The sequence below is a fragment of the Stenotrophomonas testudinis genome, assembly GCF_024499815.1.
In the GTDB taxonomy this organism is placed as follows: domain Bacteria; phylum Pseudomonadota; class Gammaproteobacteria; order Xanthomonadales; family Xanthomonadaceae; genus Stenotrophomonas.
In genome coordinates, this window is sequence record NZ_JAMOKY010000004.1 from 168,873 (window position 1) to 183,408 (window position 14,536).

The 14,536-nt window shown below is 67.6% G+C and carries 10 protein-coding genes and 1 riboswitch; of the genes, 8 read left to right on the top strand and 2 right to left on the bottom strand.

All coding sequences use genetic code 11. From position 1 onward, the window contains the following. Positions 1–3: 3 nt before the first annotated feature. A complete protein-coding gene (locus tag NQ204_RS04515) occupies positions 4–3,612 on the bottom strand; it encodes an ATP-binding protein (RefSeq protein WP_305888279.1) in 3,609 nt (1,202 codons plus the stop codon). Between the two features lie 76 nt (positions 3,613–3,688). Here NQ204_RS04515 and NQ204_RS04520 point away from each other — a divergent pair, with 76 nt between their 5' ends. The 7 genes from NQ204_RS04520 (at position 3,689) to pnuC (ending at position 12,516) form a co-directional block, all read left to right on the top strand. Continuing rightward, positions 3,689–4,327 (top strand): response regulator, encoded by a 639-nt coding sequence (locus NQ204_RS04520; RefSeq protein ID WP_116864762.1) that lies wholly within the window; start codon positions 3,689–3,691, stop codon positions 4,325–4,327. Between the two features lie 374 nt (positions 4,328–4,701). After that, positions 4,702–5,484: a hypothetical protein gene (locus NQ204_RS04525; RefSeq protein WP_256643193.1), complete on the top strand. Its 783-nt coding sequence runs from the start codon at positions 4,702–4,704 to the stop codon at positions 5,482–5,484. Positions 5,485–5,588: 104 nt separating this feature from the next. Then, positions 5,589–7,595: a peptidoglycan-binding domain-containing protein gene (locus NQ204_RS04530; RefSeq protein WP_256643194.1), complete on the top strand. Its 2,007-nt coding sequence runs from the start codon at positions 5,589–5,591 to the stop codon at positions 7,593–7,595. A 274-nt stretch (positions 7,596–7,869) separates the two neighbouring features. After that, positions 7,870–8,241, top strand: a complete 372-nt coding sequence (locus NQ204_RS04535) for a glycine zipper 2TM domain-containing protein (protein ID WP_079224772.1) — start codon at positions 7,870–7,872, stop codon at positions 8,239–8,241. 141 nt (positions 8,242–8,382) lie between these two features. Next, positions 8,383–9,510, top strand: coding sequence for a phosphotransferase enzyme family protein (locus tag NQ204_RS04540; RefSeq protein ID WP_256643195.1), 1,128 nt, complete (start codon positions 8,383–8,385; stop codon positions 9,508–9,510). Between the two features lie 85 nt (positions 9,511–9,595). Continuing rightward, positions 9,596–9,690: riboswitch (TPP riboswitch) on the top strand. A gap of 70 nt (positions 9,691–9,760) precedes the next feature. Next, positions 9,761–11,950, top strand: a complete 2,190-nt coding sequence (locus NQ204_RS04545) for a TonB-dependent receptor (protein ID WP_256643196.1) — start codon at positions 9,761–9,763, stop codon at positions 11,948–11,950. Between the two features lie 8 nt (positions 11,951–11,958). After that, positions 11,959–12,516: a nicotinamide riboside transporter PnuC gene (gene pnuC, locus NQ204_RS04550; protein WP_116862858.1), complete on the top strand. Its 558-nt coding sequence runs from the start codon at positions 11,959–11,961 to the stop codon at positions 12,514–12,516. Positions 12,517–12,576: 60 nt separating this feature from the next. Here pnuC and NQ204_RS04555 read toward each other — a convergent pair whose 3' ends face one another. Beyond that, entirely contained in the window at positions 12,577–13,551 is a 975-nt protein-coding gene (locus tag NQ204_RS04555; protein WP_256643197.1) for a Dyp-type peroxidase, read from the bottom strand. A 237-nt stretch (positions 13,552–13,788) separates the two neighbouring features. Between NQ204_RS04555 and NQ204_RS04560 the strand changes: the two genes are divergently transcribed. Continuing rightward, a complete protein-coding gene (locus tag NQ204_RS04560) occupies positions 13,789–14,520 on the top strand; it encodes a hypothetical protein (protein ID WP_116862854.1) in 732 nt (243 codons plus the stop codon). Positions 14,521–14,536: the final 16 nt, after the last annotated feature.

A 14,536-nucleotide genomic window follows, 5' to 3' on the forward strand; every position in this document is an offset into this window, starting at 1 on the left:
CACTCAGCCTGCCAGCCGTTGCAGCTGCTGCTGCAGGTGCTGCACGAACTGGCCGACCTGCTGCAGTACCGGCGCCGCATCGGCATCGCTGGCCTGCTGCAGCTGGTGTTCCAGCGCCGCCGCACGCTCTGCCAGGCCACGCGCCCCCACCGACCCCAACGCGCCGCCCATGCGGTGCAGCTGCTGGATCGCACTGGCGCGGTCACCTTCACCCATCGCCCGCTGCAGCTGCGCGATGTCCGCCGCGCTGGCCTGCAGCAGGCTGTCGCGCAGCTGGGTGGCCACCTGCAGTGAGCCGAAGCGCTGCTGCAGGGCCGCCAGGTCTGGCAGTTCCAGCGCGGGCGCATCTTCGCTGGCCCGTACCGGTGCCTCAGCCGTCGGCTCGGCCTCCAGTGCCGCCGCCTGCGGCAGCCAGCGCAGCAAGGCCTGCCGCAGCGTAGCCAGCGACAGCGGCTTGGACAGCACGTCGTCCATTCCGGCATCGCGGCAGCGCCGCGCATCATCGTTGAGTACGCTGGCGGTCAGCGCCAGGATCGGCAGGCGCGGCTGGCCGTTGCGGCTTTCGCGTTCGCGCAGCAGGCGGGCGAAGGCAAAGCCATCCAGCACCGGCATGCGGCAGTCGGTGATCACCAGGTCGAACGTCTCCACCGACAGGCGGTCCAGCGCCTGCTGGCCGTCGTCCACCAGCACATGCGGCACGCCCAGCTGCTGCAGGCGCCAAGCCATCATCGCCTGGTTGGTGGGATGGTCCTCCACCACCAGCACGCGGGCCTCGCGCAGCGCCGGCGGCAGCAGCGCGGTCTGTTCCTGCTCGGACAGCAGCGCCTGCACGTCATCGGCACGCGCCTCCACCAGCGACAGCAGCACCTCCACCCGCGTGCCCTGGCCCAGCACGCTGTGCAGGGAAATCTCGCCGCCCATTTTCTGCACCAGCCGGTGGCAGATGCTCAGGCCAAGGCCGGTACCGCCGTGCTCGCGATGGATGTGTGCGCCGGCCTGCGCAAACGGTGCGAACAGGTGCGGAATTTGCTCGTCCGCGATGCCGATGCCGGTGTCCGAGACGGTCAACCGCAGCGGCTGGCTGCCCTCTTCGGTGGTGGCACCGAGCACATCCACCTGCAGGCGCACGCTGCCCTGCGCGGTGAACTTGATGGCGTTGCTGAGCAGGTTGAAGATGATCTGCCGTACGCGCACGCCATCAAACTCATGCGCCTGCGCCAGCCGCGGATCGATCTCCACCTGCAGGTCCAGACCACGCGCGGTGGCCTGCGCCGACAGCAGCCGGCACACGCTTTCCAACAGCGGCCGCAGCGGCATGGGCACCGGTGCCAGGCGCAGCGCACCGGCTTCCATGCGCGAGTAATCGAGGATGTCATCAAGGATCTGCCGCAGCATCTGCGCGGAATCCTCGATCACGCCGATGATGCGCTGCTGCTCCTGGTCCAGCGGCGAATGCGAGAGCACTTCCAGCATGCCCAGCACGCTGCTCATCGGCGTGCGGATCTCATGGCTCATGGTGGCCAGGAAGCGCGACTTGGCTTCCACCGCCTGCTCGGCCTCGACCTTGGCCGTGGCCAGCGCATCGGCCTGCGCGCGCGCTTCGCTCACATCCACCCAGTAGCCGCTCCAGGTCACCGCACCGGCCTCGGCCGAATACGGGTGCGCCTGGGTGCGCACCCAGCGCGCGTTGCCATCCTCGGTGCGCACGCGGAACTCGAACGACAGCGGCGCGAAGCTGCGCGCGGCCAGGGCGGTGCCACGCACGATGAGCACGCGATCCTCCGCGTCGATACGCTGCAGCAGCGCATCGGCATCGTCCATTGCCTGCTGCGGCGAGATGCCGAACAGGGCCTGCACGTCACCGGCGATGAAGGGGAAACTGAGTGCGCCATCGGCGGCACGACGGGCCTGGTAGACGATGGCCGGCAGGTTGTCGGTAACATCGGCCAGGCGCTGCTCCACGTGCCTGCGCCCGGCCACCTCACGGCGCAGGCGCCAGTAACCCAGTGCATACACGAACAGCGCGGTCAGCAGGATCATCAACAGCGGGATGCCCCAGCGCCGCATGGTGCTCCACTGCACGCCGTGGTGGTATTCGGTGGCCAGCCAATCGTCGCGCAGGGCCTCGCGCTCGCGCGGCGTCATCTGCAGCAGCAGGCGGTCGAAGGTGGTGGCCAGCGCGGCATAGCGGGCATCCACGGCCAGCGCAAGCTCGTCATTGAAACTGGCCGGTGCGGCAATCTGAAGCTGGCCCGGAAAACGGGAGCGCATCAGCTGGTCGACCAGGGCCAGATTGCCTACGTAGGCATCGGCATCGCCATCGGCCAGCCTCTGCAGGGCCTGTTCGGCACTGCGGGCTGGAATGATGCGGGCCTCCGGCGCCTGCTGCAGTACATGGCCGCGTAACCGCTCCGGGTCGGACAGCAGCACGCGCTTGCCCTGCAGATCGGCCAGGCCAAGCAGCACCGGGCTGCCCTGGGCGGTGATGATGACGTTGGGAACGCTGATGAAGGGCTGGCTGAAGATCCAGTTGGGCCCCAGGTAACGGGAATCCAGCGGAATGCCGATGATCGCCTGCAGTTCGCCACGCCGAGCCTTCTCGCGGACCTCGAACCAGTCATGGCTGGGTTCGATCCGCAACGTGGCCCCGGCCTCCCGCAACCGTTGCAGGTAATCACTGGCCAAGCCGCTGGGTCGGCCATCCGGCCCGGTAAAGGACAGCGGCGCAGCGTTGGGTGCAAAGCCGACCGTCAGCGCTTCCTGCAGCACCTGCTTCTCGGTCTGGCTGAGCGCCAGCCGTGCCGATGCCGACCACTGCAGGGAGGGTAACCAGTGCTTCGCCAGCGCATCACGTTGCGCCTGGCTGCTGGCGGCCAGCGCCACGTCGAGCGCTTCCGCCAATGGCTGCCTGCTGTTGGGCACGCCGAAGTGCAGGCGTTCGGGCGGCAGATCGCTTGGGCGCAGCAGCGTGACACCCTGGATCTTCTGCCTGGCAATCAGTTCGGTGGCTACGTAGGCATTGCCGATGAAGACATCAGCCTTGTCGTCTCTGACCATTTCCAACGCCGTCAGCGTGTCATTTGCGACAAGCTGTCGAGCGCGAGGAAAACGCGCACGCACCTGCGGCGCGGTCATGAAATCCTGCTCGATGACCACGCGCAGACCGTCAAGATCCGGCGCTTCGGAGGCACGCAGATCCCCCGGCCGCCCGACCATGGCCAGCGGCGCTTCTACGTAGGCGCGGGTGAAGACCATGCAGCGGTCACGCTCTGGATTGAGCGCGATGTTCATCACCACGTCGATCTCGCCGCGACATGCGGCGTCCAGCACCGCGTTCCAGTCCGGGTAACGACGGAACTGCACCTTCACACCCAGTTGACGAGCCAGAAGCGACAGGTACTCTGGGCCCAAGCCCACCGGCTGACCCTGCTCGAGCGCCTCGAACGGTGGCCAACCACTGTCATACTGGCCGGCAACGATGACCGGATGCGCGGCCAGGAACTGGCGCTGCGGGACGGTCAACGGCAGGGGTCCCGGTTCGGCCTGCGCCAGCACGGACAGGCCCATCAGCCCCAGCAAGAGGACCCATCCACGCACTGCCCGGTTCCGCATCTGCGACGTTCTCCCAGAAACCCGCCTGGTACCGCGCAGCTCGCGGCCGGCACTGCCCGAAAGGCCATACTAGATCATGACCTTGCGCATCATCATCGCAGACGACCATCCCGTAGTACGCATCGGCACCCGTGCCGTGATCGAAGCCAGCGGCGTCGGCCGGGTCGTCGGCGAAGCGGAGAGCGTGCAGGCGCTGATGGCCGTGCTGGCCAGCCAGCCCTGCGACATGCTGGTGACCGACTACTCGATGCCCGGCAGCGCGCAGGCCGATGGCTTCGCGATGATCGGCATGATCCGCCGGCGCTACCCCGACCTGCCGGTGCTGATGCTCAGCGTGTCCAACAACCTGGCCATCCTGCGCATGGTGCTGGACTGCGGCGTGCTCGGCCTGGTCGACAAGAGCTCGTCGATGGAGGAACTGCCGCAGGCCATCCAGACGGTCTATCGCGGCCAGTCCTACATCAGCCGCAGCCTGCGCGAGCGGGTGGAGGAAGCCGGCGGCTGGCGCATGCGTGAAGGGGACGGCAAGCCGCTGTCACCGCGCGAGGTAGAAGTGCTGCGCCTGCTCGGCACCGGGATGACGGTCAAGGAAATCTCCCTGCAGCTGCACAAGAGCGTCAGCACCATCAGCCGGCAGAAGGGCGATGCGATGCTCAAGCTGGGCCTGAAGGGTGACGCCGAACTGTTCGACTACCTGCGTGACGGGAAAATTTGAGAACTGGTTCGCAGTTTCACGGGGTTGCTCACGCCTTCACGTCTGCCTCCCCTGTGATCGCCGTCGCGGCTGTGCCATGATCCGCCGCGATGGGCTCTCCCATGCGAGGTCGAAGGAATCGACCGGCTCATCGCTACATCGTGCTGCCCCTTCGAGGGTGGACGGTTTTCTGCGTTGGCCGTCTTGCCCAGCGCCCGCACACCATGGAGAGGCGCATGATCCATTCCCCCACCGTCTGCCTGGCACCGGCCCGTACGCGATTGCGTCTGGCATTGGCTGGTCTTGCCGTTTCGCTGCTGGCCAGCGCATGCACCCCTTCTACCTCGACCGCGTCACCGCAGGGCGCCGACGCGCCACGACAGGAAGTTGCCCCGATGCAGAGCTCCGCTACCGCCGCCGCGACCCCCGCGGCCGTTGCCACGCCGCCCGATGCCGGCAGCGTGCTGTACTTCATCTACCAGGTGGACGGCGATGGCGCCGTCTCCTACGAAGTGGCCAACGGCAGCGTGGCCACCTTCTGGTTCGGCCACACCTATGAAGTGGCCGGCACCCGCTACTACACCGGCTTTGCCTGGAACACCCCGCAGAAGTTCGGCAAGGCCGGCGAAGACGAGGCCGGCCCGGACAGCCGCGTCACCCTCTCCGAAGCCACCTTCACCCTGACCGGCGACAAGCCGGACCGCCCGTGGGTGTTCAAGGGCGCTGAACCGTGGATCGGCGCGATCGGTGGCTACGGCAGCGCGCCGGACGTGGACAGCAAGCGCGCGCCGGTGGAACACCGCACGGCGTCGGGCAAGCTGGTGCTGGCCGTGCCGACCCGCGCCTTCAGCAGCGGCGTCAGCGTGGAAAGCTACGAGATCCTGTTGTTCAACCCGGACTACGAGAAATCCGAGGATGGCCAGGTCTGGGCCAGCGCCGGCACCGTGATCACCGGCGAGGACAATTCGGCGGCCTGCGACGATGGTGCAGTGATGCCCTGCGTCAGCAGCCAGGGCACGCTGGCTTTCGAGGCCGTGCCGGGCAGCGATCTGCCGGCCATCCGCGTGAGCGAAACCGGCACCACCATCGCCGCCCCGGGCCAGACCCGTGCGCTGGGTGCCGCCGACGCGCGCCAGTACCGCTATGACGCCGCCCGCAAGGCCTACGTCGCAAAGTAAGCACACATCGCAGTACCTGTTGACCGACATGTTGATGACTCAAGGATGAGTCCGGTTGGCGAAACGCGGCCCAGGCCGCTCCATCAACCCCAGAGGAAAACGTCATGGCACAGCGTGACTACAGCAAACAGGAAGTTCTCGACATCATCGAACAGGTCGCCCAGCGCAAGGGGATTTCCAGCGAGGATTTCCTGCGCTTCGCCCATATCGAGACCGGCGGGCAGTTCGACGAACGCGCGCACAACAGCCGCACCGACGCCAAGGGCCTGTTCCAGTTCCTGCCGTCCTCCGCGCGCCAGTACGGCCTGACCGGCCACGAGTACGACCCGACCCGCAACACCGAAGCGGCGGCGGACATGTTCCAGCGCAACCTGGCCGACATGCAGAAGCGCCATGAGCGCACCGGTCACCCGTACCTGTCCGGCGAAGCCTCGCCGACCGGCCTGGATCTGTATCTGGCACACCAGCAGGGTGCGGCCGGCTACGGCTCGATCCAGACCGCCATCGCCACCGGCACCTTCGGCGTGGTGCGTGATGGCCACGGCGATGTGATCAACATGCGGCCGCGGATCATGGGCCAGATCGGCAGTGACATCCAGGCGCTGACCGGCCACACGCGTGCGGAAATGAGCACGATGAACGACAGGGACCTGGCCAGCACGTTCGCCCAGTACTACGACCGCAAGTACGACGGCATCAGCATTCCGGAAAAGAACATCGCGCCGATCAGCGCCGATGCACCGACACGCAGCGCCCCGGTGCAGGCACCGGCCGGCCCGACACAGACGGTGCCGGCACCGACCGCCGCCACCGTGGCCGCACCCGTGGCCGCCAACCAGGACAAGCCGGGCATCAGCCTCAGCGCCGCCTACGAGGCCGGCGTGAAGTACGACGACGTGAAGTACGCCATCAACATCCCGTCCAGCCAGTACTACCGTGGCAACGGCATCACCGGCAAGAACGTCGACCAGGGCTACGTGGACTGCTCCGGCTGGGTCGGCACGATGCTCAACAAGACCCAGGACGAGATCAACCAGAAGGCCGGCCACGCCGTCTACGGTGATGCGGACCGCATCAAGCTGGGCTTCGCCGGCTCCGGCGGCATCGTGCAGCAGGCCTACAAGGATTCGGGCGTGCTGCTGCAGCGCGACGACATCCTCAAGCCGGGTGCGCTGAAGGAAGGCATGGTGATCGGCTTGGATACGGCCAAGACCAAGCACGAGCACTGGAACGGCATCGACCACATCGTGATGGTGGTGCGCGATCCCAACACCGACAAGCTGCTGATCAGCCAGTCCACCGGCAAGCAGGGCGTGCACACCATGCCGGTGGAGGACTACCTGAAGCAGGTGCAGAACCACCCGAACTGGAAGCTGTTCGCCTCCGATCCGCTGCACAAGGCGCGTGACCTGCTGGAGACCCATACCCAGACGCAGCAGCAGGGCCAGCGCAAGGACGCGCCGGCACAGGCCACCGCGGCCGCACCGCAGCCCGCACGCAACGAGATCCATCGCCAGGGCGACCACAGCGAAGGCGTGCGCAAGGTGCAGGAGAATCTCGGCCACCTGGGCTATGTCGGTGCCGACGGCAAGCCGCTGTTCGAGGACGGCAAGTTCGGCCGCAACACCGAAGCGGCGGTGCGCCAGTTCCAGAAGGACAACGGCCTGGCCGTGGACGGCATCATCGGCCCGAAGACCCAGGGCGCGATGCAGGAAGCACGCGAACGCCCACTGCTGAACGACGAGCGCCACCCGCGCAACCCGATGTACAACCAGGCGGTGAACAGCCTGGAGCAGCTGCCGGCCGGCACCTTCAAGGATCGCCATTCGCTGGAAGCCGCTGCCGCATCGCTGACCCGCCAGTCGCACGAAGCCGGCCTGCAGCGCATTGATTCGGTGGTGCCCAGCACCAACGGCGAGCGCCTTTTCGCCGTGCAGGGCGCGATGAACGACCCGGCCGCGATGCGTGCGGCGGTGGACGTGAAGGCCGCCAGCGAACAGAGCATGGCGTTGAACAGCGGCGCGGTGCAGGGTGCACCGAACGTGATGCAGCAGGACAGCCAGCAGCACCAGGAGCAGCAGCGCCAGACCCAGCGCGCGATGGGCCACTGATCCAGGCGGGGTCGGATCCCTTTCCGCAGGAAAGGCCTCTGACCCCGTTCCTGTTTTCCTGAAGGAATGATGTCGGCCGCGCGTGCTGCAGCTCCCGTTCAGGCGGATTTTCAGGTGCGCTTCATCGCCCATGACGCTAGATGAATACGCACGCCGCAGGCTGCCCAGGCGCAATGTTCCGACAATGTTGGAAGACCAGTTTGGACAGCACGTCAGCCAGGGCGCCTCCGCCCTCCCTGCCCACCGTGGCAAGCCCCAGACAGGAGAACCGAACATGATCAGTACGTCCGCAATCAGCTTCCGTGGCCTGGCGATGGCCCTTGCCCTGCTGGCCGGCGTCGCGGTGGTCAGCGATGCCAGCGCGATGTCGAGGAAGGACAAGCGCACCGTGGTCGGTGCGGTGGTGGGCGGCGTGGCCGGCCATCTGATCTCCAACGGCGACCCGACCGCGACCGTCGGTGGCGCGGTGGCCGGTGGTGCCATCGGCAACCTGACTACCAAGGACCACCACGATCGCCGCTATGACCGTCGCTACGACAACCGTCGCTACGATCGCGGTTACAACCGGGGTTACAGCCGCGGCTACCACGACCGTGGCCATGACCGCCGCCACTACCACGACCGCGGCCGTCATCGCGGCTGGTAAGCGCGCCGCCGCTTGATGATTCCGGCAACGGGCAGATCCTGGATCTGCCCGTTTTCGTTTGTCCCGCGCAGGTTGCGCCGGCAGCGCCCATGGCGTTGAATGCGCAGCCTTGGTGACTCCTTTCCGGGCAGCGGCTGCGGCATGACTTCTTCCCCCCATCGCGTGCAGGGCCTCAACAACGACGAGGTCGCTGCCGACTGGCCGGCGATCCGCGCCGACGAAGTGGCGTGGCTGTGCACGCAGTACCCGGCACTGGCGGCGGACAGCACGCTGCACTGGCACAGCCCGCGCCCACTGTCGGCGGCGGCGATCGTGCAGGGCGCGATGGGCCGGGTGTTCATCAAGCGCCACCACCACAGTGTGCGCAACGCGGCCTGCCTGCAGGAAGAACACCGTTTCATCGCCCATCTGGCCGCGCATGGCGTGCCGGTGGTGCAGGTGCTGGCCGCCGCTGACGGCGCGACCGCCGTCAAGCACGGGCCGTGGACCTACGAGCTGCACGCGGCCGGCGCCGGCGCGGATCTGTACCGCGATGCGGTGTCGTGGTCGCTGCTGACCGACACCGCGCAGGCGCTGCAGGCCGGGCGGATGCTGGCGCGCCTGCACCAGGCCTCGGCCAGTTTCCACGCGCCCCAGCGCAGCACCCACATCCTGGTGGCGCGCGACGACCTGATCCGCGCCGACGATCCCATCGCCACGCTGCAGGCAGACCTGCCGAACCGGCCCGGCCTGGGGCGCTACCTGGCGCGCATTCCCTGGCAGGCACAGCTGCGCGCGGAGGTGCTGCCCTGGCACGAGGGCCTGCCGGCGCGCCTGCGCGACGAGCCACGGCTGTGGGCGCACAACGACTGGCACGTCTCCAACCTGCTGTGGGATGCCGACGGCGCGGTGGCCACCGTGCTGGATTTCGGCCTGGCCTCGCCCACCAGCGCACTGTTCGACCTGGCCACCGCCATCGAGCGCAACGCCGTGGCCTGGCTGGAACTGGAACGCGGCGACGACGCCGTGCGCATCGACATCGCCCTGGCCCTGCTGCAGGGCTACCGCGAGGTGCTGCCGCTGTCGGCCGGGCGCGTGCAGCTGCTGGCCGACCTGTTGCCGATGGTCCATTTCGACTTCGCACTGTCCGAAGTGGAGTACTTCGAAGGCGTCACCGGCTCCACCGCCAATGCCGACGTGGCTTGGCAGCCGTTCATGCTGGGGCACCCGGCGTGGTTCCACAGCGAGGCGGGACAAGGGCTGCTGCAGGCGCTGCGCGCGGTGGCGTGAGGGCAGGCAGGGGTCAGAGCCCTTTGCGCAGCTAAGGGCTCTGACCCCAACGCTCGCAAATCCGTACCGTTTGTAGTGAAATGGTGATCTGAAGCGGGGGTGCCTGGATTGCCAGGCTGAGAGAGTCCCTTGGAACCTGATCCGGTTTGCACCGGCGTAGGGAGCTTTGAGCAGCAGTCGCACCCCCGTTCCGGGCAGGTGCGTCCGTGCGCCGTCGCTTCGTCTCCCTTGCTGTCAGAAGACGAACCGAATGAACCGCTGCCTGCGCCCCACCCTGCTCGCCCTTGCCCTCTGCGCCGCCCTGCCGCTGCATGCCAGCGCTGCCGAGGCATCCCCCGACGTGGACGCCTCTGGCGCCGAACAATCGCCGACCGAGCTGGCCGCCGTGCGCGTGCAGGCCGGCAAACCCGCAGCCGATACCTCGCGCGCCAATGCCTTCGGCGGCGGCAGCTGGAAGGACACGCCGGCCTCGGTGAACGTGCTTGACCGCGATTACCTCGACCGTCGCCAGGTGCGTTCGCTGTCCGAGCTGGCCAGCAACGATGCCTCGCTGGGCGATGCCTACGCGCCGATCGGCTACTACCAGAACATCGCCATCCGCGGCTTCGCCCTGGACGCGGCCACCGGCTACCGCTTCAACGGCCTGGCCATCGCCGGCGAACAGCGCCTGGCCCTGGAAAACGTGCAGGAAGTGCAGATCCTCAAGGGTGAAGCCGGCCTCGCTGCCGGCGTGATGGCGCCGGGCGGCATCATCAACTACGTGGGCAAGCGCCCGGCCGAAGTGCGCACCGTCACCCTGGGCACCGATTCGGAAGGCTCGCGCTATGTCGCGGCCGATGTAGGCCACTGGATCACGCCGCGATTCGGCGTGCGCCTCAATGCGGCGTGGGACGCCAGCAATTCCTACGTCGAGCACGCCGACGGCAACCGCAATTTCTACTCGCTGGCCGCTGACTGGTTCATTGGCGAACGCGGCAAGCTGGAAGTGGATGCCAACTACCAGACCAGCACGCAGCGCTCGGCGTCCGGCTACCAGCTGCTGGGCGCCAGCGAGCTGCCGCGCGGCGTCGACCGCAAGCACCTGCTTGGCTACCAGCCGTGGCAGCGCCCGGTGGATATCGCAAGCACCAACGTCACCGCCCTGCACACCTACGATTTCAATGAGCGCTGGCAGTCGCGCGTGTCGGTGGGCTACAGCCGCTCGGTCATCGATGACAACGTGGCCTTCGCCTACGGCTGCTACTACACAGCGCAGTGCGCCGATGGCAGCACGCCGGGCAACTACTTCGCGCCCAATGGCGACTACGACATCTACGACTACCGCAGCCCGGATGACACCCGCCGCAACCAGCAGGCGCGTGCCGAACTGCGTGGCCGCTTCGATACCGGCAGCGTCGGCCACGAGCTGACCGTCGGCGCCGACTATTTCCGCCGCACCGTCGACCGCCGCCCCAGCGTCAACGAATACGTGGGCAGCGCCAACATCCACGATGCACAGGTACCGGTGTACGAGCCCTCGCCGCTGCAGCCGGGCCCGTCCGCGCGTCGCCTGGACAGCCGCCAGACCGCCGTCTTCGCGCTGGACCGCATCCGCTTCGGCGATGACTGGCAGTGGCTGGCCGGCGGCCGTTTCGTGCGTCTGGACGAACGTGCCTATGACAAGCGCGGCGCCCTGCAGCGGCAGAGCCGCCTGTCGCGCTTCCTGCCGCAGACCGCACTGGTGTGGAAGGCCAATGACCAGCTCAACGTCTACGGCAGCTACGTGCGCGGCATCTCGCTGGGCCAGGAGGCGCCGTTCTGGACCTCCAATGCCGATGAGTTCCTGCCGTCGGTGCAGTCGCGCCAGCTGGAAGTGGGAGTGAAGTACGTGCCGGTGCAGACGCTGACCCTGGGCGCGGCGCTGTTCCGCATTTCCCAGCCGTACCAGTTCGCCCAGCCGGACGACAGCGATGCAGGCTACACGTTCGTGCAGCAGGGCACGCAGACCCACAGCGGCCTGGAACTGACCGCCAACGGCCAGCTGACCGATGCGCTGCAGATCGTCGCCAGCGCCAGCGTGCTGCAGGCCCGTGCACGCGATGCCGGTACGCCGGCCTATGAGGGCCACCAGCTGGTGAACGTGCCCAAGGTGCGTGCCAGCGTGCACCTGGCCTATGCGCTGCCCTTCGTACAGGGCCTGGATCTGACCGGTGGCTGGCGTTATGCCTCTTCCAACGTGGCCCGCGCCGATGGCAGCGTGCGTGCGCCGGACTACTCGGTGTTCGATGCGGGCCTGCGCTTCCAGCATCGCATGCACGAGCGTGCGGTGACCTGGAACCTGTCGGTGGACAACGTGTTCAACCGCTTCTACTGGCGCGATACCGGCAGCAGCGGCGGCGATTACTACCTGTTCCCCGGTGCACCGCGACAGGCGCGCCTGTCGGTGACGTTCGCGCTGTGAGCGGCGTCCTGCTCGAGTGGACCGCCGCGCTGTGCAGCGTGCTCGGCGTCTGGCTGATGGCCCGGCGCCGGCTGGCTGCCTGGCCGGTGGGCCTGCTGTCGGTGGCGCTGTACGGCATGGTGTTCGCCGAGGCCAAGCTGTATTCGGACACGCTGCTGCAGGTCGCCTTCGGTGGGTTCCTGGTTTATGGCTGGATCAACTGGCGCCAGCATGTCGCTGACGAAGGCAGCATCCGCATCGTGCCGCTGGCGCGCGGCAAGGCGCTGCGCGACCTGGCCATCGGCCTGTGCGGTGGCATCGCCCTGGGCACGGCCATGCACAGCTTCACCGATGCGGCACTGCCGTGGCTGGATGCGATGCTGACCGCGCTGAGCCTGGTCGGGCAGTGGTGGCAGGCGCGCCGTCACGTGGCGTGCTGGTGGGTGTGGATCGCGGTGGACGTGGTCTACGTGGGCACGTACCTGTTCAAGTCACTGCACGTGACCGCGGCGCTGTACGTGTTCTTCCTGGGCCTGGCGGTGTTCGGCCTGCGTGCGTGGAGCGCTGCCACCCGCGAGCAGCGGTAGCCGCCAACCTTGGTTGGCGCTCCCGCAGCGATGGAGCGCTCATCCACGCATGACGCGTGGTTATTCGCCCAGGTCGGCCAGCACCCTGCGCGAGGGCGCGAAGAAGGTGACGCCGGTGGTGGCGGTCGAGAAATCCAGGATGCGGTCGTGCAGCGGCGCGGGGTTGCCGATGAACATGCGCTCGAGCATCTGCTCGATCACCCACAGGCGGCGCGTGTAGCCGATGAAGTAAGTGCCGTATTCGCCGCGGCCCGGGTTGGCGAAGGGCATGTTGTCACGCAGGATCTCATGCTCGCCGTCGGCATCCTCGATGGTGCACAGCGTCTTGTGCGACTTCTGCGCGTCAGCCGGGGCATCGTCCAGCTCGATGTTGTCGTGCTTGGTGCGGCCGATGATCGCTTCCTGCGCCTCGGTCTTCTGCGTGCGCCAGGCGTCCAGGTTGTGCAGGTACTTCTGCACCACCACGTAGCTGCCACCGGCGTGCTCGGGGTCTTCATCGCCGACGATCGTGGCTTCCGGCAGCGACAGCCCTTCCGGATTGGCGGTGCCATCGACGAAGTCCAGCAGGTCACGGCCATCGAAGTAGCGGAAGCCGGCTACCTCATCCACTGTCTCCACGGCATTGCCGAAGGCCATCAGCAGGTTGCGCTCGAAGGCGACGATCAGGTCCATGGTGCGCGCGCGCACGTGGTACAGCAGGTCACCCGGGGTGGACACGGCCGTGTGGGTCGCACCCTTGATCTCGCGGAACGGCTTCAGCTCGCGCGGCGGCGTGCTGCCCACCACCGCCTCCCACACGCGGTGGCCGATGGCCACGTTGCAGGTGAAGGTGCGCTCGATATCGCGGATGGCGGTGTTCTTGATCAGGTCATCGGTGCTGCCCAGCACCTCGCGCACTTTGGCGATGGAATCGGCATCGTCCTTCACCTTCAGCACCAGGAACGCGGCCGAGTGGGTCAACGGCGCGGTGATCTGCTGCGGCTCGTTGTCGAGCGTGTGGTTGAGGGCGGTGATCGGTGCGGGCTGGGAATTCACGGTACATCCTGCTGGCGTGGGGCGGGCGCGTCGCGCGGGGCGAAGTGCCGGCGATTCTAGCCGAACCCAGCTCCGGTAGAGCCACGCCATGCGTGGCTGAGAAGAGCATCCACGCGTGGCGTGGCTCTACCCAAGCGCGTCGCCGGTGGCGACCTGCAGGCGATTCCAGCAGAAGCGATGTCAGGTTTTTTCTGCTGGCCCCGTCTTCAGACCTAACACACCCCGTCTGGAGACCCGATGCACGCCACGGATATCGCCACCGCCATCGCCCCAGCAAGCCAGCCATGGTCCTCCCGACGCCTGCTGCACTGGCTGATGCTCAGTGCAGGCATGCTACGGCGCGCACCGCTGCGCCTGTTCGTGCTGGCGCTGCTGCCGATGCTGGTGGAACTCGTGCTGCAGCTGGGCGTGCCGGCCGCCGGCGTGGTGCTGTCCAAGCTGGTGGTGCCACTGGTGTCGATGTGGGCCCTGCTGATGCTGGATCAGTTCGTCCGCGGTGGGCGCTTCGCGCCGCTGCAGGCAGGCCGCCGACTGCGTGCACGTCCCGCGACGGTCGCGGTACTGGCGCTGCTCTCGGCAGTGGTCTTCGCCGGCCAGGTGGCGATGGCCGGCGTACTGGCCGGGCCCGCGGCTGCGGGTGCCTTCGCCCTGGGTGACAGCGCGGTGTTGGCCACCACGGTCACCCGCCTGCAGATCGCCCTGGTGCTGGCCAGCGGTCTGCCGCTGGGCACGCTGCTGCTGACAACCCTGCCGCGTGCGCTGCTGGATGGCATGCCTGTACGGGCTGCCCTGCGCGACAACCTGCGGCTGCTGCGCGAAGGCTGGCGTCCGCTCGGTGCCTACCTGCTGCTCAATGCGGTGCTGCTGCTGGCGCTGCCGTACCAGCCGTGGCTGCTGCTGCCCCTGCTGCTTCTCGGCTACGTATCCTATTGGATCTACCGCGACGCTTTCGCGGACGGCATCGGCTGAGGAGCGCGGGTGGGCA